This is a genomic window from Sphingobium sp. HDIP04 (assembly GCF_000445085.1).
Classification (GTDB): Bacteria; Pseudomonadota; Alphaproteobacteria; order Sphingomonadales; family Sphingomonadaceae; genus Sphingobium; species Sphingobium indicum.
On record NZ_ATDO01000048.1, the window covers coordinates 1 to 24,538 of the forward strand.

Below are 24,538 nucleotides of genomic sequence, written 5' to 3' on the forward strand. Positions count from 1 at the left end.
GTCCAATCTCCGCCAAGCATGCTCAAGCTTCACGATTTTTGCAACAGAGCCCTGTGCAGAGTCAGCGCGCTTTCACGGCCGCGATCGCCACGAAGAGCGACAAGGCGGGCCAGGAGCTGGCCATTCCCGACGCCGTTGGCGATCCCGCCGGCTCGCGCACGGCACGTCAGTGGTCATCGACCAGTATAATCATTTCACCTGGCTCGGCTTCGATATCCGCCCCGTTACAGCCGAACCTTCCCGGTTCCCATCCGGCGGCCGTGACAGTCCCCACCGCAGCACCGGTGATCACCTGCCGCCGTGACGGCTGCGATCAGCGGCGCCCTTCCTGCCGAAGCGCGGGATCCGGCGCGCTCGCCCGGGACGGACCCGCCGGCCAATCTCATCGTCTCTGGAATGTGGCCCGGCCTCCGGCTGCAGGCGGCCCGCGGGATCATCGAGGCGGTCGGCGCACACCGCGCCCACTGGCGGCCGCCTTGACCGGAGCCCGCGACCGGGCAAAGCAGGAGGCCCATCGCCCGGCCATCGGCCGCGCTGGTTGAGGGCAAGCGGCCGGGATCGAGCCTTCCACAGTCGGTGCGTCCCCGTCTCCTGTCCGCCATCCGGCCACCCGCTTGTCGGGATGAACGCTACGCCCGTGCGGGACCGTCGCAACCCCCGATTTTGCGGCCGTGTTGAGGCCTGGCGGCCTCTGCCCGCACCACCCGAAAAATCGCAGGTTCCCCGTCGCTGGCGCTCCGGTGCGGCGCTCCCTCGTTCACGGGCTTTCGCGACTGTTCATCCCAGCGGGGTCGGCCCGCTGACGGACACGCGAAAGGTACACGACCATGAACAAGGTTTTTCTCTCAGGCCGCATCACCTCTGACATCAGCCGCTTCGGCACCGACAGCAAGGGCGGCGTCAGCTTCAGCCTCGTCACCTCCAAGCCGGTGATCAAGGACGGCCAGGTCCAGAAGGACGACAACGGCTACACCGAGACCTACGACGAGTTCCACACGGTGAAGGCCTTCAACGGCCTCGGCAAGTCGGTCGCCAACCACAAGAAGAAAGGCGACAAGCTGATGGTCGTCGGCGAGATCCGCTACAGCCGCAACGAGCGCGATGGGCGCACCTACTACAACACCGACATCGTCGCCGAGGAAATCGAGTTCCTCTGATCCCTGACGGGCGGCCGTCAGCGGCCGCCCTCCTCATTTCCACGGAGAGCACAATGTTCCATCTCGCCACCTTCGATGAGATCGCCGGCATTGCCCACGGCATCGAGACCACGAACCCCGCCATGGTCGACCGCATCCGGCGTGCGGCAGACCGCCTCAACCGCTACGAGATCGCCGCACGCCTCGCCCAGGCGATTGCCGAAGCCGCCGACGCGGCCCACGTCCGCGCGTTCGAACAAGCCCAGTTCGGCGAAGCGAGTGCCGATGCGATCGTCGACAGCGAATATTACGACGACCTCGCCGCGGCCTGGTCGCTGGTCGCCGGCGAGCACCAGCTGATCAGCCCCGATGCCATCTTCGCGCATGACGGGTCAGTTCACTGACCCGTCCTTCCGCTCAAGCAAGGATTCCGCTCATGGCCACACAGCCCGCCCCCAGACCCGCCGTACAGCATTGCTACGGCGTCCTTCTCCATCACCGCCTCGCCTGGTGGCTCGTCGAGTTTCCCGAACTCGACGCGGCGCCGGTTCGCGCGCGCAAGCTCTCGGGCCGGCTCACGCCGGCCCTCGCCGACTGGCTTCGCTCGGAGACCGGCGATGCCGGTCTTCCCGCCGAGGTCACGGCCCTGCACCCGGACAGCCGTTGCTGGTCGGGCGAATTCTCCTGTGTGCGCGCCGCCGGGAGCGTCGATCTGTATGACATCGACGCGCATCCCTGGGGCAGCGATGCCGGCGAACTCGAGCTTCGGTTGGCGCGCACGATGATCGATGCGACGATCCGGCCGCTTCCGTCCGGCTTCACCTCGGTCTTCTTCGATCTTCCTTCGGAGAATCAGCCGGTGCTTGCCATTCGCCTCAGCGGCTATAGCTGCGCCACCTTTGAGCTGATGACCGCTCGATACATGCCGACCTATCGGCCGCGCTCGCCGTGGCGCGACATTTCGAACGACGCCGTCTCCGACAGTGGCAGCGACATCCTTGGGTGGCGTGAGGCCGCGGACTGGATCGGCCCCGTCTGATCGCTGCCGACGTCGAATGTCCGGGACGGGTGCCAGCCATGTCCCGGGCGCCGGCGTGACCACCCCTCGCACGGCGGAAGCCGCGATGCCGAAGTTCCTGCCGGCATGAGCGCATTGGCTCGCAGGATATTGCCCATATGCCTGATCTCGGGGCGCTGCGCTCCCGATTGCGGCATGGCGCAACATGGGGATGGGGCGGTTGCATGGATGGTTGGCGCATCCCGTCCTTCGCCAGGGCAGAAGGACGGGACCGGGGCTCTATTCGCTAAGCCGCCGCCCGCGCATGCGCGCGGTCCCCGGCTAACCTCACGGAGCCGAGGCCTGAGCCTCGTCTCCGCCCGTCCGGGTTACGATCCCGCTTGCGGTTGTTCTCGCCGGTGAGGTTTTACACCCCTATTCCTCTCTTGTGTCTGCCTAGTGTGGCATGCGGGGTTGGCGGTCCGTCGAGCATGAGCGGTCCCCCCCAATTTTGACGGCGCCGCCGCGCCGCTGACGCGTCCCGGCAACCCCGACAAAATCGGTTCCCCCACTCCCCGCTGGCGCGGCGTTAACCGGGGTCCGGCCTGTGGCCGGCTTCCCGGTTAACGTGCCTGACCTCCCTGACCACCGCATGCCCTGAGTCAGGTCTCATCCGAGGGGATGAGACAGCAAAAACGCCATGGAGGCTCACATGACCAAGTCTTTCACGAACTTCGCCGACCTCGCCAGCTTCATCGCCGGCGAAACCGGCCATCACGGCCAGAGTTCGATCTACGAGGGTGCTTTCATCGAGCACGACGAACGCGCCAAGCTGTCGCCCGTCGACGAGACCGAGCAACGCGAGATGCCCGATCCCGAGCAAGCCCGCGCAGCGGTGGAAATGGTGATGGCGACGCTGTTCGACGTGTTTCGCGACACGCGGCTCGAGCCTTTCGCGAGCGACCTCGCCTGGGGCTTCGTCAACAGCTTCCATGTCGTCGCCAAGCGTCTCAGCGACCGCGAGGACGACGCGGCCAAGGAGCTCGGAGATCTCGCCCGCAGCTTCGATCCGAGCGAGATCTACGCCTCGCAGCTCGAGGAGGCGCAGCTGCTGTGCCAGACACTGCAGGGGTGCCGCGATGCGATGGAATGCATGCGCGACCATGCCGCCGAAGTCTATCGCGTCGAGACTGGCCGTCCCTACTCGCCGACCCGCGGCAGCCGGGTGTCGAGCGGGGTCACCGCCTCGATGATCGATGCCCGCAACTATCTCGCCGAGCGCGCCCGCGAGCGCCGCGAACAGTTCGCGCCCGAAGGTCCCGTCGTCGCCTTCTCCGGCGGTCAGGTCTGGGACGATCACGAGATGCTCTGGCGCGGTCTCGACTCCATCAAGGCCCGCGTGCCGGAAATGATCCTCGCGACCACCGCGCAGACCAAAGGCTGCGACGCGATCGCCCAGGCCTGGGCGGCAGCGCGCGGCGTGAAGGTCATCCTGTTCCGGCTGGATCGCCGTCTCGGCGCCAAGGCCGCCTTCGTCCGCAACGATCGCCTGCTGGCGCTCAAGCCGGTCGAAGCGGTCATCTGCGAGGGGTCGGGCATCCAGATGAACCTCGCGCAGAAGCTGCGGCAGGCCGGCGTTCCGCTCCATGTCGTGAAGCTGGACCAGCAGGCCCCGCGCCCGGCACCGCAGCGTCAGCAGCGCTGGGCCTGAGCCCGCGCCCGAGAGAGGCTCCGGCATCCGCCGGGGCCTCTCTCTTCCTTTTGCGCGCGACATGCGGAGCGCGGGGGCATCGAACCCCCGCGCTCCGCCGGGGCGAACGCCATGCGGCATCAAGCCGCGTCCAGAGAAAAGGGGGATGAAAGGGTGGCGGTTTGCCCAAGGAGACAAAGTCATGTCCATCCTCTTTCGCATCGCCGTTCCTGCCGACGACACCCTCGCGCCGGTTGCCGTCATCACTGCCCGCCAACTCGCCGCGCTGCGCCGCATCCTTCGCGCCGAAGGCGACCGAATCGGCACCGCGCTCATCGAACCCGACGACATCATCGGCGACAGTTTCGAGGTCCGGGTCTGCCCGCTCGCGCTGGCCACGGTGACGGCCATCTTCGACCATGATCCGGCGGTGATCAGCGTGGTCGAGGAAGCGCAGTTTCGTGCCCGCCGGGTCTGCGTTCACCACTGCGCCAACTCGGCCGAAATAACCATGAGGGTCGCGCTTACATCCGATAGCGGGCTTGAACTCGATCTTGCCTATGGCAACGCCTATGCGCTTCTCGAAGCCTTGGGCGTGGACGCCGAGAGCGTAGGAGAGATCGCCCTTTCCCAGCTCAGGGAGCGCATTGCCGACCCGGCTACGTCACGGCGCGCGATGCGCTTTGGCGTCGAACAGTATCTGCCCCGGCTGAAGCGTCTGGCGGATAGCGCCGATGGAACGGACGACGCCCGCCTCGCCTGGGCCTGATTTCAATGAATTTCCCGCGACAGATCATTGCGAGGGCCGCCCAGCAATCGGTCGATCGCCATCTGCAAATGCGGGGTGCAATTGGTGTCCCGGATCGAATCGAGCACGCCCAGAGCCTCGCGCATCAAGACCAGCGCATAAGCGCGCTGCATCCTCGCATCGCCACCATCGCCTTGCCCAATTTCGCCGCGCAGCATTCGGATCGATAGCATGACCTGCTCCACGAAATGTCGATCCGATGCCTCCAAATCTTCCGGCTTGATCATCCGACTTCCCCTCGCCTCCGCCGAGGCGGAAACGAGAGAGCCATTCCCGCCCAACGCTCCCGCGCGAAGGCGCGGGAGCCGGGGCTTAAGAACACGTCGAGACATGCGCCTACGCTTTTAGAGCCGAGGCTCCTGGACATATGCGCAGGCACCCCGGCGTGAAATCACACCGTGTGCCGTTCTCGACAGGGTTCTTAAGCCCCGGCGCTGCCGTTTTTGCAGCACGCCGAAGCGCCTAGCACAGCGACGAGGACCAACCAAGCGGCACCCCGTTCGCCGGAGTAGCGCCGGGGATTTACTGCCGGGTTACCCGCTCGACTTGCCGGGCAGGAGGCAAGCACGCGTTCGCACATCTCGGCATCAGACGGGGCTTCATCGCCATAGCATGACGCTGGGTGTTCCTCGGCCGTCAAGGATCAGCGGTCCCCCCGATTTTGCCGCCGCTCCGCTGCGCTACCCGGCAACAAAATCGGTTCCCCCGCTGCCCGCTTCGCGGCGGCCATGCCGTCCCTGACCGCCTCAACACCGCGTCCCGCTGAGCCCATCCTCATCGATGAGAGATGGGGAGCACGGCATCATTCTGATGGAGGCTCTTATGGACAACCTTTCCGACGATCTCCGGGCGCTGTTCAACGCTCCGATCTGCCCGTACTGCGCGACGCTCTACGATCCTGAGCAATATGACGAGGTCGATGAATGCGCCCGCTGTTCGAACTGCTGCAGGGCATACCAGGTCGCGGCCGAACACCGCCCACCACAGCCGCACATTCCGCAAGATGACCCGCTGTCGGCAGCCGCCCAATCAGATAGTCTGGCCCAGTTTCGGGACGAGGCGGGCCGCGTTTCGAAAGCCATGATGCGCCAGACCGCCGGAGGAAGCTACCAAATGTACGAACGCTGGTTCACAGAAGCGCTCGGGCCTGCCATCGACAAGCTCGATCCGGTGCTCCGGCCCCAGGCAATCACGATCGCCAGCGAGCTTGGCTATATCGCCGATACCGAGGTCATGGCGGCCGGCTTCGGTCCAGGCCTATGCTCGATCAGCGGCATCGATGAGCATTTTTGCCATTGCGGCCGGCATCCCTGACGACATCGGGGCCGGGTATCCGCTCGGCCCCTTCTTCTCATCCATCGCCGAACTCGTTCCGGCTCGCTCGCGTGCCGCGCGGACCCGTCGGTCCGCACGCCGCTACGCCTTGCCGCAGCGTCCCGACGAGGGGAAACATCTCTCACAGACTTCCCATTATGTCGGACGGCCGAGACCGCCTCAAGGACGGTGGGGCCCCACCATTTTCTTCGGCGGATCGAGCGCGGCGCTTCTCCTTCGGCGTTGGCGGCCGCCGAAGAAAATCGTGACCCCCACCGCCGCTCACGCGGTCGCTTCGCGATCCTTGACCCGGCCTCGGCCGCCCGACGCGCCGCTCCTGTCATTCAAGACCGACAGGAGCCTATCATGCAGATCATCTCGACCAGCGCCGCCGCCGACAACGCCGCCTTCTTCGCCGCCATCGCGAATGCCGAACGCCGCGCGCTTCACAGCTACTTCGACCAGCATGTCGTGGCGGACGAGGAGGCCGGCTACATCACCATCGACGAGGGCGATTACGGCGCGCTGCCGATGACGATCATAGACCGGATCGTCCACAGCGTGCCGGGCGGACGGCTTGACGAATTCTGAGACAGATGGGGAGGGGCGCGTCTGCGCCTCTCCCTTTTTTTGCTGTGGGGTCAGAACGGACATGGAGGGCATCGAGCCCTCCATGTCCGTGCCGCGAGCATGCTCGCGGCGGGGGCTGTTCACGCCGTCAGGCGCTTTTCCACTTCGTCTATCCCGAGGCTCCGAATCCGGCCGAGAAGGTTCCCCAGCCGCTTTGTCTCGAGTTTGAGAAGACCGGTCTTCTCGATGGCCTGAATGGCTGCCTCGCGTTCCTTCTCTTCCAGTCTTTGCCGCCGCTCTTCGAGCTTGCGGACATCCTTTTCGATCGCGGCTCTTTCCTGTTCCAATGTGCGTGCCATGAAGGGCCTCTTGGTTCACGCTGATCGGGCTATGAACCGCGACACTATAGCCTCTCGCGACCGGCCTCGAAAGCGGAACGTCGCCGATGTTTTTCGGTGCACTTTTCCTCGTGCAAACAAATCCCATCAGCGTCGTTCACAACGCTAAGACGCGCAGACTGGCAGTCTCGCTTCGCGTAATCACGCCTTGCACGCCGTTCCGTCCAAAGGACGGCGAGGCGCCCCGCCGAAGGCATTTTTCATCCCAGACCATCTGTGTCACATGACGACCCGAGGGTGGAGATCTGCCCTGGTACAGAGCAGCACACCCTACGCACCAGGGTGCAGGAGCTTTCTTCGCGTTTTCAAGAAGATGAGGCGAAAACCGCGCGTGTTCGCCTGTGGGACGCATGTGGCGCCCACACGCAAACCGCTATTTTGCGGGCATTTCAGTGTGTTACGCGAGAACACGGGCCGCTCGCCAGATCGAGAATTCTTGCCATGCGGGCATGGCTGAACTATAAGACGGGCAGGTTTCTGAGACCCCACCAGCCTCCCTGCTAGGAGGCCTGGTTTTGATGACCCCCAACAAGCATTGCACGGTCAGGCTCGACCGCAGCAAATATGACCGTCTAGTCGCGATCGCGGCCGAGCGCGAATGCACCGCCTCAGACCTCATCCGGCACGCGGTCGACGCCTTCCTTGGAGCCGGCCAGATTCTCGCTGGAAGCCAGCGGCGGCTCGCGCGGATCAACGAGTTTCAGCACCTCGCTCTCGACATCATCATCCGCGAGCAATTCCCCGAATATCGCGATCGCATCCTCGCTGAAACCGACAAGCGTCTGGAGACCTACCATGGCGCGTAAGGACATTCGATCGAACGGGCGCAACATCCCCCTCATTCATCACAGCGCGCGCGGAAATGTGCAGCGCAACTCAGGCAATTTCACGCGCGGAAGCCAGCTCCTCACGCACGAGATGCTGATGTGGTTCTCGGGCGCGAAGCTGCCCTTCCTGCTATGGTTTTTTGTCTTCCTCATAGCCTTCTGCCTCATCCTCGCCGTGAAGCTCGACGAGCACGGCGTCCAGCTCATCGGAATGAAGCTCTATTCGGCCTTGTGGAACTGGATCGACCTCGATCCGAACAAGCGCGTCAACGTCACGCTTCCCAGCGGAGACGTCCTTCGCACCGTGATGCCGGCAGTCCCCTACATCCCCGAGGTGATCAGGGCATGGACCGTCGCCATGAGAGGACTGTTGGGCGCGTTCCTCATCTCGGCCTTCATCACCATTCCGTTGACCATTTGGTTCATCGACATCTCGCATCGACGCGGCCGCGCGATCCTTCAGGAACGGCATGAACGCGGCGCCATGCTTGTCGACCACGATATCCTTCTCAACGAGATCAATGAATATAATCGCGAGAAGTTCGAAACCGAGGCGGTCGAACTCTTTCCCGGGAAGTCGCCGCGGGACGTCCTCGCGCTTCCCTTCGCCGTGCGCAAGGCAGCCGGAATCCACCATCCCTACAAGCTCGCCGACATCCCTTTCCCCCATCGGCTCGAGCAGTCGCATGCGATGCTATTCGGAACGACCGGCGCCGGGAAAACGACACAGCTTCGCGATCTGATTGTGCAGATGCGCCAGCGCCAGGACAACGCCGTCGTTTTCGACCTCACGGGCGCCTACGTCGAAGCGTTCTACGACCCGGAACGCGACACGATCCTCAACCCGATGGACCAGCGCTGTCCCGCCTGGACCATCTTCAACGACTGCACGAGCTACAGTCATTTCACGGCAGCGGCTGCCTCTCTCGTTCCGTCCGACGGCGGATCGTCCGAGCCCTTCTGGGCGCTCGCCGCGCGCACTCTCTTCATCGAAATGTGCATCAAGCTCCGCGAGCGCGGCCAAACGACCAATCTCGCTCTCTCCGACAATCTGATGACGGCCGACCTGAAGCGCGTGCACCGCTATCTGGCCAACACAATCGCGGACCCGCTGACCGCCCCGGAAGCTGCACGGATGGCGGAATCGATCCGGGCTGTCTTCAATACCAATGCGCAGGTCCTGCGGTTCCTCCCCGACGAGGGCGAGCCTTACTCCATTCGCAGGTGGATGACGGCCGACAAAAGGCCCGGCGCCATCCTCTTCATCACCTCCGATTATGAGGACCTGGAGCTGAACCGTCCGCTCCTGACGCTCTGGACGAACCTGTCCATCACGAGCCTCATGTCGATGCCGCGGACGAACAGTCTGCGCACCTGGTTCGTGTTCGACGAACTCGCCGCGCTCCACCGTCTGCCGGCCATCGAGAAGGGACTTCAGACCGCACGCAATTTTGGCGGAGCAATGCTCCTCGGCCTCCACAGCTTTCCGAAGCTCGTCGAGGTCTACGGCGAAGAAGGCGCTCGAAATCTTGCTTCGCTAGCACGCACCAAGCTGATCCTCGCCACCGGCGAATATAAGACCGCCGAAGAATGCTCCCTCTACATCGGAAACCGTGAGGTTCGCCAGATGGATGAGGCCTATTCTTACGGCTATAACAACACGCGCGACGCTTCGACGCTGACTCCGCGAAAGCAGGTCGAACCGCTTGTCCTTCCCGACGACATCACCAACCTTCCGGCGCTTCACGGATATGTCAAATATCCGGACGGATTCCCCGCAGGACGGATCAAGCTCGAATGGAAACGATACCCCGTTGTCGCCGAGGGCTTCATGCCTCGCGCCAATGTTCAACCCGTTCGATCAAGGCGCGGAGAAGGGGCGTTCGAGGAGGATGGGGCAGGGGAAGCCGGCGGGCGGGACGGCTCGTTGCTGGTGATCGACGAGATTCTGGAATCTCCCAATCTCGCGCGGGATTTGGCCGCCGGGATATTGTCGGCGGAAGCAGAAGAAGAGGGGAACGCGGCGGCACGGGCGGCGCAGGGCACGGACGACCGCGGTGATCAGGGATCGGTAAAGGGTGAAAGCGCCGAAAAGGCGCCCGCGGCACCGGCCCGATCAGACGAGCAGGCTGTTGCGGCGCGGGATCGCGACGATCGGAGCGATGGCCATCGGCAGGGTCAGGGGACGCCCCAGGTCGAGGATCAGACGCTCGCCGAACTGCGTCAGGACTTCTCGGCCGGCCGTGACGACAACGATCTCGATATGGGCATCTGATGCTCTCCGTCGCCCCGATCCGCTCGGCCGCCGGGTCCGCGAATTATTTCGCGAAGGACGACTATTACACCGTCGAGGATTCGTCCGAGGTCAGCGCCTGGGCAGGGGAAGGGGCCGACATCGCTGGTCTCTCTGGCGAGGTGTCGAAGGACGCCTTCGAAGGGATTCTAAACGGGTTCCTGCCGAGCGGGGAAGGGGTCGCCCAGGTCGAGAACCGCCGGCACGGCCTCGACCTTACCTTTTCGATGCCGAAGTCCGCGTCGGTGATGGCCTATGTCGCCGGCGACAAGCGCGTGCTCTCCGCCAACATGGCGGCCGTCAAGCAGACGATGGCCTGGGTCGAAAAGAACCTTGCCGAAGGCCGGCGCGACGTCGACGGCCGCAAGGTTCCGGTCCAGACCGGCAATCTCGTCTATGCGCTCTTCCAGCACGATACCAGCCGGGCGCTCGATCCGCAGGGCCATATTCACGCTGTGATCGGCAACATGACGCAGATGCCCGATGGCAAGTGGCAAGCCCTTCACGCCGACAAGATCTGGAGCCACAACAGCATCATCGGCGCGATTTACCACAGCTACCTGCGGACGGCGCTCGAGAAGATCGGCTACACTGTAGAGCTTCGCGGCAAGCACGGAACCTTCGAGATCGTCGGCGTGCCAAAGGCCGCGCGTGAGGAGTTCAGCCAACGGCGCGAGGACATTCTCAACAAGGCGGCCGAAACCGGCATAACATCCCACAAGGGCCGCGACCAGATCACGATCAATACCCGCGATCCCAAGCTCGACGTCGAGGATCGCGGCGCGCTCAGGCAAAGCTGGATCGAGCGGGCCGCTGCGCTCGGTTTCGACGGAAAGGACCTGCGCGCGGCCGCGGAAGCGCGTGCTGGCATGATGACCGCGGTCGGGCCGCTCGAGCGCGGCTATCGCGCGATCGTCGATGCCATCGATCTCGCGCGCAGCCGGCTCGGCGATTTCCTTCGCCCACACGACCCGTTAGTCGACCATGCGCTCGCGCGCGCGGTCAAGTCACCCGAAGAGGCCCGCACGCAACTCGCGGTCGCATCGGCCGTCCGCATCCTGTCCGAACGCGAGGCGGCCTGGCCGCTTCATATGGTGTCGAAGACTGCGCTCGATCTCGGTCTCAAAGGCGTCACCGTCGAAAGCGTCGAGCGCCGGATCGATCAGCTCGTCCAGAATCGGCAGATCGTGATGGGAACTGCCCATGCCACGGACCGCGACGGCAAGATGGTGACGACCCAGGAGGCGCTGCGCATCGAGGAGAAGATCCTCGACCTGGTGAAGGAAGGCAATGGCGCCGCAAATCCCGTCCTGTCTGCTGCCGACGCGCCCGCGCGCCTTCAGGCAGTCGCGGAGCATCCACTCAATCCCGGGCAGCTTGCCGCCGCGACCCTGATCCTCTCCTCTGACGATCGCACGATCACGATCCAGGGAAAGGCGGGCACGGGCAAGTCCACGATGCTGCAGGCGGTCTCGCGCGTCGCGGAGGCCGAAGGCCGTACGATCCGGGGTCTCGCGTTCCAGAACAAAATGGTCGGCGATCTCGCCGAGGGCGCCGGCATCCAGGCCCAGACGATCGCCTCCTTTGTCCTCGCCCACGAGCGCTTCATCGCCGAACGGAACACGCCGCGCTATGAAGCGGCGCGGGAAAGGCTCGCCGGCACCATGCTCCTCGTGGACGAGACCTCGATGGTCTCGGCAAGCGATATGCTGAAGCTTCACCAGATCAGCGCGGCGATGGGCGTCGACAAGCTCGTCCTCGTCGGCGACAGGCAGCAGCTCTCCTCGATCGACTGGGGCAAGGCCTTCGCCATGATCCAGGCTGCCGGCGCGACGATGGTGCGGATGACCCAGAATATCCGCATCGGGAAGCCGGGCCAGCCGCTAACCGAAGAGCAGCAGAAGCTGAAGGTTGTCGCCGAACTCGCGAACGTGGGAAAGGCGGGCGCCGCCATGAAGGTGCTCGGCGAGCATATCGTGGAAGAGAAGGATCCGGCCGCCGCCGCGGCCGATAGTTGGCTCGGCCTTTCACCGGAAGAGCGTGAGGCGACCGCCGTATTCGCATCAGGCAGAGACGCGCGCGAGACTATCAACAAGCGCATTCAAGCCGGATTGATCGCCGAAGGAAGCGTCAAGGGCGAGGCGCTCCAGCTCACAGTCTATGATCGAGTGAATACGACGCGCGAGGAATTGCGCTATGCGTCGACCTATCGCCCCGGCCAGACCCTCGAGGTGGGTCGGGGCGGGGCGCAGGATGTCGGCATCCAGGCCGGGCGATACGATGTCCTCAAGGTCCATGCCAGTGGCAAGGTCGACCTCGCAGACGGACGGCGCAGGATCCGCTTCGATCCGCAGAAGCTGTCGCCGGCAGAGCAGCGGGACCGGCTCCAGCTCTCCGAGAAAAAGCCGCTCGATATCCACGAGGGCGACCGCATCCGCTGGACCGCGAACGACAAGGGCCGCGGGCTTCACAACGCCACCCTCGCCCGGGTGGTGAGCGTCGACGGCTCCGGCGTCACGGTAGAGACGGCGGGCAAGGAGCAACTGACCCTGCCGATGGGCGATCCGATGCTCTCGCGCCTCGACCTCGCCTACTCGCTGAACATGCATATGGCGCAAGGCATCACAACCGACAGGGCGATCGGCGTCATGTCCTCATTCGAGCGTTTCCTGTCCAACCAGCGCCTGTTCAATGTCCTCGTGACGCGCGTGCGCGACGGCCTGACGATGATCGTTGACGACAAGGAGAAGCTGGCACGGCAGCTCGACATGAACCCGGGCAACAAGACCTCTTCGCTCGAAACCGTCGGCCGCCTCGACATAGATGGGAACATGGCCAAGGGCGCGAAGGCGCGCGAGGATTTCAATCCCGGCCCGATCGACGGCGTCGACCTGTCCGATCTCCCGCCGCTGCCTGACGACCTGCCCCCGCTCCCTGACGCCGGCGCCGCAGCGCCGGTCGGAAAGGACCAGGCAGCGAAGCCCGAACCGAAGCCCGACCGGGCGGAACAATTGCCGCCGCTGCCCGAGCGCAGCCTCGGCCTCGATTTGTAGCATGAAGCCGCCGGCGCGGCGCCGGGGGCGAAAGGAAGGAGACGAAACGATGGCATGGGAATTTGAGCAGGCCGGCAAGTTCGGCAGCGAGAAGGCGGCTGACGATTATGCCAGGCGCAACAATCTCGATCCGCGCGATGTGCAGATCACCCGCAAAGGCGGGGAAGTGGAGCTCAGCATCCGCCGATCGGCGCTCGACGGGCGCAACCTGCGCGACAATGGCGAAGGCCGGCGGGATGGGTGGGGCTGAAGGAGGCGGTCATGGAATTCACTCAGCGCCGCGGCGACGCGCCCCCTCGGGCAATCGGAGGATAACCGCGCATGGGCATCGACGATCGAGACTATATGCGCGAGCGGCAGCGCGCGCGGAGCGGAAGCACGCGCTGGAATGACCGAGCCGGGCGCGTGGAGGGCGCCTGGTTCGACCCGGCCATTCGAAGCTTCGACTATCAACGCGGACGCTGGCGGGGCTCCAGGCGTTCCAGCCCTGTTCGATATATTCCCTTTGCCCTGAGCCTCCTCCTCATTCTGATCCCCCTCTACGGCGAAGCTCAACGGGCGGGCTGGCTGCCGGATCGCGAGGCGGCGATGCCATTTCCGGAATCAGGGTCGGTAACTGTGGCGAGTTGGGCGATGCACGAACCCGTTAGCAGCTTCCTCACCGTCGAGACGGCGGACAGCAATGCCGTCGTGCAGCTCATCGACCCGACCACCGGCCGACACGCCATTTCGATCTATGTCTCGAAAAATGACCGGATTCGCGTGCCGGTGCCGCAGGGCACATTCCGGCTCCGGCTCATCGAAGGTCAGAAGTGGCACGGACCGGTGCGCTATTTCGGGTCGAATACATCCTACGAGACAGCCGCTGAACTCATGATCTTTGCACCTCGGGCCGGCCACATCATTGACCTTCATCGGAGGCCCGATGGCAATCTCAAAACGCGTATGATGTTGTCGCGCCCCGAAGCTCTGTGATTCCGGACGCGTAAGTGTGGTCAGCGGCGCACGCGCGATAGGACCCGGGCGGCGACATTGCTGCGAACCGCGAGCTTGCGGCCATAGCGTAATGCCGTAGCGGGCGAGCTCCAGCGCAGCGCCTGGGCTATTCCCGCGCCGTCCTCTCCGGCAGCAAAAAGGTCCTGGGTCAGGCCGACGCGAAGGGAGTGAGTGGACAATGCCTGCACCGCGGCGGTCAACTCGCTGGCGGGGAGACTCACCAATCCCAGTTCGAATGCTGCAAGCGCGACGCGTCGGTAGATGCCGTTGACGCCCTGGCGTGTCAGCGGCGCCGTTCCGATGGAATAGGTCGTTCGGGCGAGCGCCGTTTCAGAATCGCTGGCGCGTACGCGCCGCCGATCGACTCCGACCCTGCGGAACAGGGGGCCTTCCTCGATACCGCTCGCTTCCAGCCAGGCGCCGACCCGCCGCATGGTCTCGGCCGACAGCCATGCCCAGGCGCCTTCGCCTTCCTGGTCGGTCTTGGAGAAGGGGATGAACAGCGTCGCCGAACCATCCTGCTGGGGATCGATATGCACAGCTTCGACCACCGTGAGTTCGCTTACGCGCAGCCCCGCGTCATATCCGAGCGATAGCAGGGCAGCGTCGCGCAGCCCCTGCAGGTCGCCGCCGCAGGCATCGAGAAGCGCAGCGAGGGTGAATCCCTTGGTGACATGGCTGTCCAGTGCCTTGCCGAGCCGCAATGGCGCTGCCTGGCGCTGCAAGGCTCCTCTGCGCCTGCGGACGGCCTTGAGCGCCGCGCGCACCATCGGTGCGTCGGTAGGCGCGGCTTCGCCCGCCAATCCCATCATGCGGTGGACCGTGCCGAGGCTAGCGATCCGGCGCGCGAGCGTCGCGGGCTTCTTGCCCCTGCCATCGAGCGCATTCACATAGCGAACCAGATCTTCGGGATCGGCGGGCAGCGGTGAGCGGCCTTCCTCACCGCACCAGCCGCTCCAGCAGTCGAGATCGGCGGCGATCGCCGCCTTTGTCGCGTCGGCCATGGCCGCCAGCGTCGTCTCGAGTCCGAGTTGGCTGATCGGCGGCAGATCCGCTGGAACGATGCTGGCGATCGTGCGCAGCAGCCGCATGTCGACGGTCTCGGGATCCGCGTTTGGCGATCGCGTCGGCAGCGCGGCATCGTTGGTCCGGACCACCACGATTTCGGCGTCGGAACGGCTGGCGGGTTTTTCGGCCATCGTTGCTACGCGCCCTTGCGCCGGGCATTGTGCTCATGCGGCACAAGGCGCGGCACATTTGTGCCGCGTGATTTCGCTGCCATTTTCGCGATCGTCATTTTGGCCCTTCCCTGCTGTTTCCGCGCACTTGTTCTTACCATAACGATCAATTATGGTAAGTGACAGATCGCGCGGGGAGGGCGGTTTTTGGGGCTGTTTTACAAGCTTTTCCGATAATGCTGATCAGAGCGCGATATCGACGCGCGTGCAGGACGGTCACGATGCCCGACGGATCCATCCGACAGAAACGCCAAAAGACATAGTGATGCTCATGGCGGCCGAAAAAGCCCTCGACCCCGAATTCTGCCGGAATGGCGCGCCATCGCGTTTCGCGCCTAGCGATCCGATCGAAGCAGTCGAAGAGGCCGCGAATGTAGGCATCCGCCTTGGGCCTCGCCCCAGCGGTCGCGTACAGGCATAAATTTCGCCCAGCCGCCCTCCGGCGCATTGAATGCCTGCGTAAGCTCTGCCTTGAGGCGACCAAACTGCTCGGCTTGAGCCGTTCCTTGTCCCGGCGGATGAGGTCGCGGACATATTCGCTGACATTTTCGTAGGAGCCTTCGGCGCCGACATGTGCCATGACGAAATCGCCTAGTGCGCCCCTGATCCGAACATTGAGCGTAACAGGCTTGCTCATGGCGATAACCTCCTGTTTGATATTCTGGACAGGATCAAGGGCAGACTAAGCAATGCTGGGTGCCTCCGCTGCTTCCCGCCCTTCGTCAGAAAATTCTGGAAACTTTCATACATTGGAAGTATCGGGAATTTCATGTCCTCCCTGGCGCAACAGATCACGGCAGCGGGTCTGGCCGATCATATCCTCAGCGAACGCCAGCTCGGCAATCTGCTGGGCGGCGGAGACGCCCGGCGCTACGGCCTGGTCAATCGGGCGCTCAAGGATGGTTCCCTGCTCCGCGTGAAGCGCGGCACCTACCTGCTGGCTAAGCGCTATCGGGCCGAAACCATCCATCCCTTCGCCATTGCGCAAGGTCTGATGCCGGGTAGCTATGTCTCTTTCGAAAGCGCGCTCGCCCATCATGGCTGGATCCCCGAAGCGGTCTTTGTGACCGCGGGAGTGACGCCTGGCCGCAAAACGCTCCGCTTTGAAACGACAGACTTCGGCACGTTCAGCTTTCATCCGCTCGCTATCGCGGATTATCAGTTCCTGGCCGGCGTCGATCGCGTGCAGATGGGCAAGCTCATCGCCTTCGTCGCACAGCCGCTGCGGGCCTTGTTGGACCTCGTTGCCCTGCGCAAGCAGCAGTGGGCGGGCATCGAGTGGCTGACCCATGGCATGCGGATCGACGAGGACATGCTCCTCGGGCTCCGACGGAAGGATTTCGCCAAGCTGAAACCGGTCTACAAGCACAAGGCCGTGAACAGCTTCCTCGCCGCGCTCGAAAGCACTGTCATGGCCAGGAAGGTCCGCTCAGCACATGATTGACATCATCCAGGAGAAACTGCGCCGCTACGATCCCGCCAATGCGCTAGAGGAAGAGAATGCGGTCAAGGAAATCCTCCAGGAAATCGCGCTCTATGCCCTTTGGCGCGGCGACTTCTTCGACGTCGCGCTATTCCAGGGCGGCACGTCCCTGCGCATCCTGAACAGCCTACCGCGCTTCTCGGAAGATCTCGACTTCCTGCTGCGCCAGGCCGACCCAGACTTCGACTGGACGCCTTATCTCAAGACCCTGATCGAGGTGTTCGGCCAGTTCGGGCTGAAGCTCGATGCTCTGCCCAGGGCGAAGATGGACACGGCTATCCGCCAGGCGCTGATCAAGAACGATTCCATCGCGAGCCAACTCGACCTGTCTTTTGCGGGCGCTGGTAAGCCAAAGACGATCCGGATCAAGCTAGAGATCGACGTCAACCCACCTGCGGGTTCGGGCGAGGCGTCCAGCTATCTCGATTTTCCAGCGGACCACGAAGTTCGGCACCAGGATCTGCCGTCCAATTTCGCTCTCAAGATTCATGCCTTGCTATGCCGGGGTTTCCTCAAGGGTCGGGACTGGTTCGATTTCTCCTGGTATGTCGCCAAGGGAGTAACGCTCAATCTGGCCCTCCTGCGCAATGCCCTCATCCAGGCCGGTCCCTGGGCGGGAGATAATCACATCGCCGTCGACATGCCCTGGCTGAACGAAGCGCTGGGCAGCACGATTGCGAAGATCGACTGGAAGGCCGCCGCTGACGACGTGCGGCGTTTCCTGCGGCCGGCCGAACTCAGGTCGCTTGATCTGTGGAGTGAGCGCTTTTTCCTCGCCAAACTGGAAAAACTGACGTCGACTTCTGGTCACGCTTGAGCGGCAAACCTCCAGCGCTATCATGACACCGCCGCGCGAGGCTGGCCGTGCATTCCGCGAATGTAGAAGTCTCGCTGATGCTCACTCGTGGCGACGTTGGGATGCAGCGCGGCCCGGACGGCGGGCGTTATCGTATAGACCGCATGTCGCTGCGCCCCGCGGTTCTCATGATCCACCAGGAAACCCTGATAGTGGCGTTCGATAAGACCCGCCCGCACCAGCTCGGACACGGCCCGGCTGATCGCCGTCATGCCCGTATCCCGAATGCGCTCGCTGACTTGCGCTTCCACGATCCGTTCAGCTTCAGCCGTGTCGGCCGGCAGCTCGCCCTTCGCGGCGAGCGCCGCCCGCACCTTGCCGGCGGTCGCGCGACGCTGATGGTACCGCGCCCCGCTCGGCGCGATCGCGGTCGCCAGCCATTCACGGATCGGTACCAGAGCCTCGCCATCGCGCACGAGCGGCCCGGCCTGCCCATTCGCCCGGGCGACCCGCGAAATAAGGTCGAGCACCATGAAGGTGTAGCGCGGACGCGCTGAATGTTCGGCGATCGTGCGGACGATATCGGGTATTCCGATTGTCCGGCGGGCGGGCGGAGGTGCGAAAAGGTCCTGCTGAAACATGGAACGAATCAAGCACAAAGTTAGACTCATGTGAATCCCCCAATTACTCACAAAGACGGTCATTTGGCGATTTTGCCACCAGTGTCACTTTACCGCTGGGCAAGGTAAAGTGACGTAGTTGTCATTGTTCGGCGCTTCCCTCTCTCACGCGCGGATGAAGCTGTGCTAGAGCGTGGCGATGGATCTGGACCAGTTTCGCTCCTCCGCTGCCTCCATAGCCGCGCCGGTCGCTCGCCCATTGTTCCGGCTCACAACGGATCTCGACCTGCCGCCGCTGCCCGGGCATGCGGCCGCATCCTCGCGCCACTCCATGGCGAACCTGCTGGAGGAACTCATCGACGCTGCGGGCTGCAATGAAATTCCAGCCCCCGCCCGCGCACCCGATCAGCCCTCTATCGTTGACCTGTTCGGAGCGTTGAAGACGGCCGCTGCCGGCTTCGAAGTGGCTCCCGGCGTGGGCCTTGCCGAACACTTCTGGACGCACCCGGTCGCTCTACATAATGGCGAGGCCGCCGCCTCCCTTCTGCGCACCGCACGCAACGGGCATTCCATACACGGTTTCGCCGTCCTCTATGCCACCGATGTCCGGCCGCCATTGCTCTATGGCCCCAATATGTCGCCGCTGCGTGTGACAGGAACGATCGGCACCGAAAGCGACATCGAGGGTCCTTACCTCGCGCTCGTTGCCTTCGAAGGCGAGCCGGACGGTCGCGCCGCAGCGATCGAAGCGTACGCAGCCCCGATCTTCCATGCTCGACGGTTCATCCTCGTTCGTTCGGAACTCGATCGGGATGTGCTCCGCGCTCTCGAGCATCTTCAAGCGGCGCTGGATGCCCACGGCGTCGAATGTGCGATCCACCGCGTCCGACCGGGTGCAGACGACGAACGAACCCTGATTGAATTGGTCATCTCGAACGCGGTAGGTGGCCGGCGCATGCGGCTGGCGATCGATGCGACGCGTGAGGCCACGCGGTGCCAGGCCGAGCGTACATCTCCCGGGTTCGTGGTAACGCACCGGAACTGGAGGGACGGCAGCTTCATCGCTTGGCTCGCGCAAACGGTAATAGCTGACGGTCGAACAATCCCCGCAATTGCATAACCAGGCCCATCGCGAGAGGCAGGCTCGCGTCACTATCCTCGCTACCCCATCGCGATGCGGTTCCGTCTCCGCCTGCAGCGGGTTCAATATCCGCTTTTTCGTGGAAGCCAGCGCGGTTCGATCAGAGGTACCGCCAACGTGCGATCAGGCTCTTGAATCGAACTTTGGCCTCACTAGCTCTGCAATACCGGACGCCATCCGGGTCCGGATGGACATAGAGGGCGTCGGCTCTCGCATACCGACGCTTCTCATGCCCAAATTGCTTCGTTGGAGGATTTGGAAATGAGAACCAACTTCGACTTTACGCCGTACAGGCGATCAACGGTCGGCTTTGACCGTCTTTTCAACCTGCTTGAGGCGGGAGCACGCGAGGACGACGGCTATCCGCTCTTCGATATTGTGAAGCTTGGCGATGACAGCTTCCGCATCACCTTGGCGATCGCAGGGTTCAGACCCGACGACATCGAGATCGTGGCGCAGCAGAACCAGCTCACCGTGACCGGCAAGCGCGCCGATGATGCGGACAAGGGAGAGTATCTCCACCGAGGCATCGCGTCTCGATCGTTCGAGCGACGCTTCCAGCTTGCCGACTTCATCGAGGTCGGAGCGGCGAGCTTCGAACATGGACTGCTCTCGATCGAACTCCGGCGTGTCGTTCCTGAAGCAATGAAGCCGCGCCGAATCGAAATCGGCGGCGGAGCCCCGGACGGTCGCCAAATCGGCGAGGCGAAGGAGAAGGCGAGCGAAGTTGCCTGATCCCGCCGCCGGCCTGCCGGCGCCGCTTTCGTCCCTCCCGCCAGCGGCGGCCGGCAGGTGCCGGCAGGTATCGACAGGATCCAGCCAGAAAGGAGATGCTTATCATGGCTTTTCGTGATCTCATTCCCTGGAGCCGGCAGGAAAACCGGCTGCCTGTCTCGGTCAGCGCCGAACAGGACCGGGACACTCATCCGCTGCAATCGCTTCACCGCGAGGTGAACCGTCTCTTCGACGACGTCTTGCGTGGCTTCAACATGCCCGCCTTTGCCGGGTTTGATCGGCGCGCCGGCTGGCCTCACCTAGAGCTCGGCGAGACGGACAAGGAAATCCGTGTAACGGCCGAACTTCCCGGCCTGGATGAGAAGAATGTGGAGGTGCTGGTCGAGGACGGCGCGCTCACTCTTCGCGGCGAGAAGAAGGCCGAGGTCGAGGACAAGGACCGCGGCTATTCTGAACGAAGCTATGGCCGCTTCGAACGTCGGATCAGCCTTCCGAACGGTGTCGAACACGACAGGGCGAGCGCAACGTTCAAGAACGGCGTCCTGACTGTGACAGTGCCACGCTCCGATAAGCCCGACGAGAGTGTGCGCCGAATTCCGATCAATGGCGGTGCGGCGTCATGAGATAGGCCGGGGGCGCTCTGCTCCCGGCCACCGGCGCTCCGAAGCTCCTGCCCCGGAATTTCAGGAAGCACCATGAGCCAATTTCTCGATTAGCGGGCGGAAACGGGTCTGGTTACCAGACCGTCACCTGGCTTCACGGTCCTGGCGGTGCGCTGCCAGGTCGAGGGCGGTGAGAACACGGTCGATCACTGCTGCTTTGCTCGCGGCCTTTGGAAGTTCGCGAACGGCGAATTGCTGCATCTTCGTCAGATCGTCTCTGGGAATGCTAATCTCGATCGGTAGCATGCCCAACCGTTCGGGATCGACACCCTGTGCGGCTCGGCCCGATGCAAGCAGATGATCGAGCAGCCGCTTACGATCGGCAAAAGTCCAGCGCAGCGCCTCGAGCTCCTGCGGACTGATGGATAGCAACGCGATCGCGAACTCCATGATATCGTCGAACGGCAGGCGCACGCGCGCACCATCCTTGCGGCCGCGTCGCATCCGCTTGAACACCCCTTGATTCACTGAATCGAAATCACGCCGTCGACGGCGTTCCATTCCGTAGGGCGTATCAGCCCTTCATGGGCTATGCGCACAGAATGGAGCGCCGCCTCGATCTCGCGACGCCAGTGGTCGAGAAAATCGAACAGCACGGGAAAGTCTGGAGCGAGATCATATTCCTGCCAGACGAATAGCTGGAGAAGCGAAGGCGCGTCCGGACGATAATAGTGGATTTCCGCAGTCGTCAGGCCATAGCCGCGCAGCTGCGCAATAAATCCCCGGTCGATCACGGCGACGGCTGCGGCCGCTCATGGCCCTGATCAAGCGTGTGCATCGCCGCAAGAATTTCGTCGACTGGGATGGGACGCCTTGCTCCAGGGGGCTTGCGCAAGCCAGGCTGGTTTCTGACCGCGGACCTGTCGGACGCCCAGGACGCCAGAATTGCGCGCTTCACTTCCGGTTCCAGGCTCGGATGCCGGGCAACTTCAAAGGGATGAAGAAAACGGGAAAATGGTTGCGACATTGCTGTGCCTCCTTTCCTTCTCGTCGCTCCATTGTTGTTCGTGGCGCCACGTCCACCGCTGCAAATCTTGGTGCGCGCGTGAGTCGCGTCAAGAGGGCATTCGCGATGACCAAGGCACTGAAATCAGGGCAATTGGCACTCACTCGCGCAGAGTGCCAATATTTTTCGTTGCACCCCTTGAACGGAAAAATCTCCTTTCCTAGCTTCGGAAAGCCTGTCGTTCAGATGAACGAGAGGGCCATCACATATTGTTTTGCATCCGGAGGTTATGCATGCATTTCCGCCCCTTGCACGACCGTGTGGTCGTCCGCCGCATTGAAGCCGAGGAAAAAACCTCGGGCGGCATCATCATCCCCGACACCGCCAAGGAAAAGCCGCAGGAAGGCGAAGTCGTCGCCGTCGGTCTCGGCGCGCGCGATGACAACGGCAATCTCATCGAACTCGCCGTGAAAGCCGGCGACCGGGTCCTTTTCGGCAAATGGTCGGGGACCGAGGTCAAGATCGACGGCGAGGACCTGCTCATCATGAAGGAAAGCGACATCCTCGGCGTGATCGACAATGTCGTCCCGCTCAAGCAGGCGGCCTAGCAGGACCGCCATTCCTCAAGCATTCAGGAAGGAACAAGGAAAGGAGTTAAGCCAAGATGGCTGCCAAGGAAGTGAAATTTGCGTCGGACGCGCGTGATCGCATGCTGCGCGGCGTGGATACGCTTGCGAATGCAGTAAAGGTCACGCTCGGTCCCAAGGGCCGCAATGTCGTGATCGAGAAGAGCTTCGGCGCTCCGCGCATTACCAAGGACGGCGTCACCGTCGCCAAGGAGATCGAGCTCAAGGACAAGTTCGAGAACATGGGCGCGCAGATGCTGCGCGAAGTGGCCTCGAAGCAGAACGACAAGGCGGGTGACGGAACCACCACGGCCACTGTGCTCGCCCAGTCGATCGTGCGCGAGGGCTCGAAGGCGGTGGCCGCCGGCATGAACCCGATGGACCTGAAGCGCGGCATCGATCTGGCGGTCGGCGCCGTGGTCCAGGATCTCGCTGCGCATGCCAAGAAGGTCAGCGCCAACAGCGAGATCGCCCAGGTCGCCACCATATCGGCCAATGGCGATGCTGAAGTCGGCCGCATTCTCGCTGAAGCCATGGAGAAGGTCGGCAATGAGGGCGTCATCACAGTCGAGGAGGCGAAGAGCCTCGCGACCGAGCTCGAAACGGTCGAGGGCATGCAGTTCGATCGCGGCTATCTCTCGCCCTATTTCGTGACCAACGCCGAGAAGCTCAAGGTCGAGCTCGAGGACCCCTATATTCTCATCCACGAGAAGAAGCTGTCCAACCTGCAGGCCCTCATTCCGCTGCTGGAGCAGGTGGTTCAGTCGGGCCGGCCGCTTCTCATTATCGCCGAGGACGTCGAAGGCGAGGCGCTGGCCACGCTCGTCGTCAACAAGCTCCGCGGTGGGCTCAAGGTCGCGGCCGTCAAGGCGCCTGGCTTCGGCGATCGCCGCAAAGCGATGCTCGAGGATATCGCAATCCTCACCGCCGGCAATGTGGTCAGCGAGGAACTCGGCACGAAGCTGGAAAACGTAACGCTGGGGATGCTCGGCCGCGCCAAGAAGATCATCATCGACAAGGACAACACCACCGTCGTCGATGGCGCAGGCGCACGCTCGGACATCGATGCCCGGGTCGCGCAGATCCGTGCTCAGATCGAGACCACGACCAGCGACTATGACCGCGAAAAGCTGCAGGAGCGCGTAGCCAAGCTAGCAGGCGGCGTCGCGGTCATTCGCGTCGGCGGTGCGACCGAAGTCGAGGTCAAGGAAAAGAAGGATCGTGTCGATGACGCGCTCCACGCCACTCGCGCCGCGGTCGAGGAAGGCATCCTGCCGGGCGGCGGCATCGCTCTGCTCCGCGCGCTGAAGGCACTCGACGGTCTCAAGGCGGCCAACGACGACCAGCAGTCCGGCATCGACATCGTCAGGCGGGCTCTGCGCTCGCCGGCGCGGCAGATCGCCGACAATGCGGGCGAGGACGGCGCCTTCATCGTGGGCAAGCTTCTGGAAAGCAGCGACTACAACTGGGGCTTCAACGCCGCCACCGGCGAATATGAAGACCTGGTGAAGTCGGGCGTCATCGATCCGGCCAAGGTCGTGCGTACCGCCCTCCAGGACGCCGCCTCGGTCGCCTCGCTGCTCATCACTACCGAGGCGCTCGTGGCCGAGCTTCCAAAGGAAGATAAGGCCGCGCCGATGCCGGCGATGGATTACTGACCTCCTGGGCGGGAGGGCATGGCCTTCCCGCCCTTGCTCGCACATCTCTCGAATGCAAGCGGGCCTGCTACATCGACTATCTCCCATTTCTGACCGGACCGGAATCAGGGTAGCTTCGGTCGAGAAATTTCGTAGGATGGTGCTGGCAGGAGATCAGAATGCACGAGTTTATCGACAGTTCGGACGACGTGCTCGCCCTCGCAGTCTCAGGCAAGATCACCGGCTCGGATCTTGACGCGATCATGACCCGATTGGACAGCGCGATGGCGCGACACGAAAAGGTGCATATGTTCGTTGAGACGCGGACGATCGACGGCATCGAATTGTCGGGCTTGCCCGCTTACACCGCCCGGGCAATGCCCCTCTTCGGGAAGCTCAACCGCTTCGGACGCGTTGCCATCGTTGCAGATCAGGCCTGGATTCGCTTGGCCAGCCGCCTTGAAAGCGCAATTCTCCCGTTCATCAGCTACCGCGTGTTCGAGCCCGATCAGCGCGCCGAGGCACTCGCCTGGGTTGACCCTGCGAAGACGCAAAGCGGGGCCTGAACACGA

The 24,538-nt window shown here is 63.4% G+C and carries 28 protein-coding genes; 20 read left to right on the plus strand and 8 right to left on the minus strand.

Translation table 11 applies throughout. The annotated features are described in order from the left end of the window. The first annotated feature begins 827 nt into the window (after nucleotides 1–827). From L286_RS27745 to L286_RS27765, 5 genes are all read left to right on the plus strand, one after another. Nucleotides 828–1,157 (plus strand): single-stranded DNA-binding protein, encoded by a 330-nt coding sequence (locus L286_RS27745; RefSeq protein ID WP_007015553.1) that lies wholly within the window; start codon nucleotides 828–830, stop codon nucleotides 1,155–1,157. A 53-nt stretch (nucleotides 1,158–1,210) separates the two neighbouring features. Then, nucleotides 1,211–1,540 (plus strand): hypothetical protein, encoded by a 330-nt coding sequence (locus L286_RS27750; protein ID WP_020818465.1) that lies wholly within the window; start codon nucleotides 1,211–1,213, stop codon nucleotides 1,538–1,540. A gap of 32 nt (nucleotides 1,541–1,572) precedes the next feature. After that, nucleotides 1,573–2,175 (plus strand): hypothetical protein, encoded by a 603-nt coding sequence (locus L286_RS27755; protein WP_020818466.1) that lies wholly within the window; start codon nucleotides 1,573–1,575, stop codon nucleotides 2,173–2,175. Between the two features lie 670 nt (nucleotides 2,176–2,845). Continuing rightward, nucleotides 2,846–3,844: a DUF2493 domain-containing protein gene (locus tag L286_RS27760; protein ID WP_020818467.1), complete on the plus strand. Its 999-nt coding sequence runs from the start codon at nucleotides 2,846–2,848 to the stop codon at nucleotides 3,842–3,844. A gap of 181 nt (nucleotides 3,845–4,025) precedes the next feature. Then, on the plus strand, nucleotides 4,026–4,592 hold the full coding sequence (locus L286_RS27765) for a hypothetical protein (protein ID WP_020818468.1): 567 nt from the start codon (nucleotides 4,026–4,028) through the stop codon (nucleotides 4,590–4,592). A 2-nt stretch (nucleotides 4,593–4,594) separates the two neighbouring features. Here the strand turns inward: L286_RS27765 and L286_RS27770 are convergent, their stop codons facing one another. After that, complete coding sequence (locus tag L286_RS27770) at nucleotides 4,595–4,858, minus strand: hypothetical protein (protein WP_015460598.1); 264 nt, start codon at nucleotides 4,856–4,858, stop codon at nucleotides 4,595–4,597. A 595-nt stretch (nucleotides 4,859–5,453) separates the two neighbouring features. Between L286_RS27770 and L286_RS27775 the strand changes: the two genes are divergently transcribed. Both L286_RS27775 and L286_RS27780 read left to right on the plus strand, forming a co-directional pair. Then, complete coding sequence (locus L286_RS27775) at nucleotides 5,454–5,945, plus strand: hypothetical protein (RefSeq protein WP_020818469.1); 492 nt, start codon at nucleotides 5,454–5,456, stop codon at nucleotides 5,943–5,945. A 366-nt stretch (nucleotides 5,946–6,311) separates the two neighbouring features. Then, the gene (locus tag L286_RS27780) at nucleotides 6,312–6,536 is read left to right on the plus strand and encodes a hypothetical protein (protein WP_020818470.1); all 225 of its coding nucleotides are present in this window, start codon (nucleotides 6,312–6,314) and stop codon (nucleotides 6,534–6,536) included. A 119-nt stretch (nucleotides 6,537–6,655) separates the two neighbouring features. Here the strand turns inward: L286_RS27780 and L286_RS27785 are convergent, their stop codons facing one another. Continuing rightward, on the minus strand, nucleotides 6,656–6,874 hold the full coding sequence (locus tag L286_RS27785; protein WP_020818471.1) for a hypothetical protein: 219 nt from the start codon (nucleotides 6,872–6,874) through the stop codon (nucleotides 6,656–6,658). Between the two features lie 554 nt (nucleotides 6,875–7,428). Here L286_RS27785 and L286_RS27790 point away from each other — a divergent pair. From L286_RS27790 to L286_RS27810, 5 genes are all read left to right on the plus strand, one after another. Continuing rightward, entirely contained in the window at nucleotides 7,429–7,719 is a 291-nt protein-coding gene (locus L286_RS27790; protein WP_025160433.1) for a hypothetical protein, read from the plus strand. Next, nucleotides 7,709–10,015, plus strand: a complete 2,307-nt coding sequence (locus L286_RS27795; RefSeq protein WP_020818473.1) for a type IV secretion system DNA-binding domain-containing protein — start codon at nucleotides 7,709–7,711, stop codon at nucleotides 10,013–10,015. Before L286_RS27790 ends, L286_RS27795 begins: the two co-directional genes overlap by 11 nt. Continuing rightward, a complete protein-coding gene (gene mobF / locus L286_RS27800; protein ID WP_020818474.1) occupies nucleotides 10,015–13,086 on the plus strand; it encodes a MobF family relaxase in 3,072 nt (1,023 codons plus the stop codon). Before L286_RS27795 ends, mobF begins: the two co-directional genes overlap by 1 nt. 49 nt (nucleotides 13,087–13,135) lie before the next feature. Further along, nucleotides 13,136–13,336, plus strand: coding sequence for a hypothetical protein (locus tag L286_RS27805; protein ID WP_020818475.1), 201 nt, complete (start codon nucleotides 13,136–13,138; stop codon nucleotides 13,334–13,336). Between the two features lie 71 nt (nucleotides 13,337–13,407). Next, entirely contained in the window at nucleotides 13,408–14,061 is a 654-nt protein-coding gene (locus tag L286_RS27810) for a hypothetical protein (protein WP_020818476.1), read from the plus strand. A 20-nt stretch (nucleotides 14,062–14,081) separates the two neighbouring features. Here the strand turns inward: L286_RS27810 and L286_RS27815 are convergent, their stop codons facing one another. Then, nucleotides 14,082–15,281 carry a tyrosine-type recombinase/integrase gene (locus L286_RS27815; protein WP_020818477.1) on the minus strand — a complete coding sequence of 400 codons (1,200 nt, stop codon included), beginning with the start codon at nucleotides 15,279–15,281 and terminating at the stop codon, nucleotides 14,082–14,084. 145 nt (nucleotides 15,282–15,426) lie between these two features. Beyond that, nucleotides 15,427–15,957 (minus strand): ribbon-helix-helix domain-containing protein, encoded by a 531-nt coding sequence (locus tag L286_RS49180; protein ID WP_063619123.1) that lies wholly within the window; start codon nucleotides 15,955–15,957, stop codon nucleotides 15,427–15,429. Nucleotides 15,958–16,089: 132 nt separating this feature from the next. On the opposite strand from L286_RS49180, the gene L286_RS27825 reads away from it, so the two are divergent. Beyond that, entirely contained in the window at nucleotides 16,090–16,764 is a 675-nt protein-coding gene (locus tag L286_RS27825; RefSeq protein ID WP_020818478.1) for a type IV toxin-antitoxin system AbiEi family antitoxin domain-containing protein, read from the plus strand. Beyond that, nucleotides 16,757–17,620 carry a nucleotidyl transferase AbiEii/AbiGii toxin family protein gene (locus tag L286_RS27830; protein WP_020818479.1) on the plus strand — a complete coding sequence of 288 codons (864 nt, stop codon included), beginning with the start codon at nucleotides 16,757–16,759 and terminating at the stop codon, nucleotides 17,618–17,620. Before L286_RS27825 ends, L286_RS27830 begins: the two co-directional genes overlap by 8 nt. 20 nt (nucleotides 17,621–17,640) lie before the next feature. On the opposite strand, the gene L286_RS27835 is transcribed toward L286_RS27830, so the two are convergent. After that, the gene (locus tag L286_RS27835; RefSeq protein ID WP_020818480.1) at nucleotides 17,641–18,240 is read right to left on the minus strand and encodes a hypothetical protein; all 600 of its coding nucleotides are present in this window, start codon (nucleotides 18,238–18,240) and stop codon (nucleotides 17,641–17,643) included. 178 nt (nucleotides 18,241–18,418) lie between these two features. Here L286_RS27835 and L286_RS27840 point away from each other — a divergent pair, with 178 nt between their 5' ends. From L286_RS27840 to L286_RS27850, 3 genes are all read left to right on the plus strand, one after another. Beyond that, nucleotides 18,419–19,339 carry a hypothetical protein gene (locus tag L286_RS27840; protein ID WP_020818481.1) on the plus strand — a complete coding sequence of 307 codons (921 nt, stop codon included), beginning with the start codon at nucleotides 18,419–18,421 and terminating at the stop codon, nucleotides 19,337–19,339. Between the two features lie 282 nt (nucleotides 19,340–19,621). Further along, nucleotides 19,622–20,095, plus strand: coding sequence for an Hsp20 family protein (locus L286_RS27845; protein WP_020818482.1), 474 nt, complete (start codon nucleotides 19,622–19,624; stop codon nucleotides 20,093–20,095). A 104-nt stretch (nucleotides 20,096–20,199) separates the two neighbouring features. Next, nucleotides 20,200–20,718, plus strand: a complete 519-nt coding sequence (locus L286_RS27850; RefSeq protein WP_025160432.1) for an Hsp20/alpha crystallin family protein — start codon at nucleotides 20,200–20,202, stop codon at nucleotides 20,716–20,718. 123 nt (nucleotides 20,719–20,841) lie between these two features. On the opposite strand, the gene L286_RS27855 is transcribed toward L286_RS27850, so the two are convergent. Genes L286_RS27855 through L286_RS47720 form a run of 3 tightly spaced genes read right to left on the minus strand, consistent with a single transcriptional unit; the run spans nucleotide 20,842 to nucleotide 21,724 of the window. Beyond that, the gene (locus tag L286_RS27855) at nucleotides 20,842–21,213 is read right to left on the minus strand and encodes a hypothetical protein (protein WP_223308157.1); all 372 of its coding nucleotides are present in this window, start codon (nucleotides 21,211–21,213) and stop codon (nucleotides 20,842–20,844) included. Nucleotides 21,214–21,221: 8 nt separating this feature from the next. Further along, nucleotides 21,222–21,491, minus strand: a complete 270-nt coding sequence (locus L286_RS27860; protein WP_020818485.1) for an usg protein — start codon at nucleotides 21,489–21,491, stop codon at nucleotides 21,222–21,224. After that, complete coding sequence (locus tag L286_RS47720; RefSeq protein WP_021224284.1) at nucleotides 21,488–21,724, minus strand: hypothetical protein; 237 nt, start codon at nucleotides 21,722–21,724, stop codon at nucleotides 21,488–21,490. The genes L286_RS27860 and L286_RS47720 overlap by 4 nt, the downstream gene beginning before the upstream one ends. Before the next feature lie 272 nt (nucleotides 21,725–21,996). On the opposite strand from L286_RS47720, the gene groES reads away from it, so the two are divergent. The 3 genes from groES (at nucleotide 21,997) to L286_RS27875 (ending at nucleotide 24,532) form a co-directional block, all read left to right on the plus strand. Continuing rightward, on the plus strand, nucleotides 21,997–22,311 hold the full coding sequence (groES, locus tag L286_RS27865) for a co-chaperone GroES (RefSeq protein WP_020818486.1): 315 nt from the start codon (nucleotides 21,997–21,999) through the stop codon (nucleotides 22,309–22,311). Nucleotides 22,312–22,367: 56 nt separating this feature from the next. Then, nucleotides 22,368–23,987: a chaperonin GroEL gene (groL, locus tag L286_RS27870; RefSeq protein ID WP_020818487.1), complete on the plus strand. Its 1,620-nt coding sequence runs from the start codon at nucleotides 22,368–22,370 to the stop codon at nucleotides 23,985–23,987. A 158-nt stretch (nucleotides 23,988–24,145) separates the two neighbouring features. Next, a complete protein-coding gene (locus L286_RS27875; RefSeq protein WP_020818488.1) occupies nucleotides 24,146–24,532 on the plus strand; it encodes an STAS/SEC14 domain-containing protein in 387 nt (128 codons plus the stop codon). The last annotated feature ends 6 nt before the right edge of the window (nucleotides 24,533–24,538 follow it).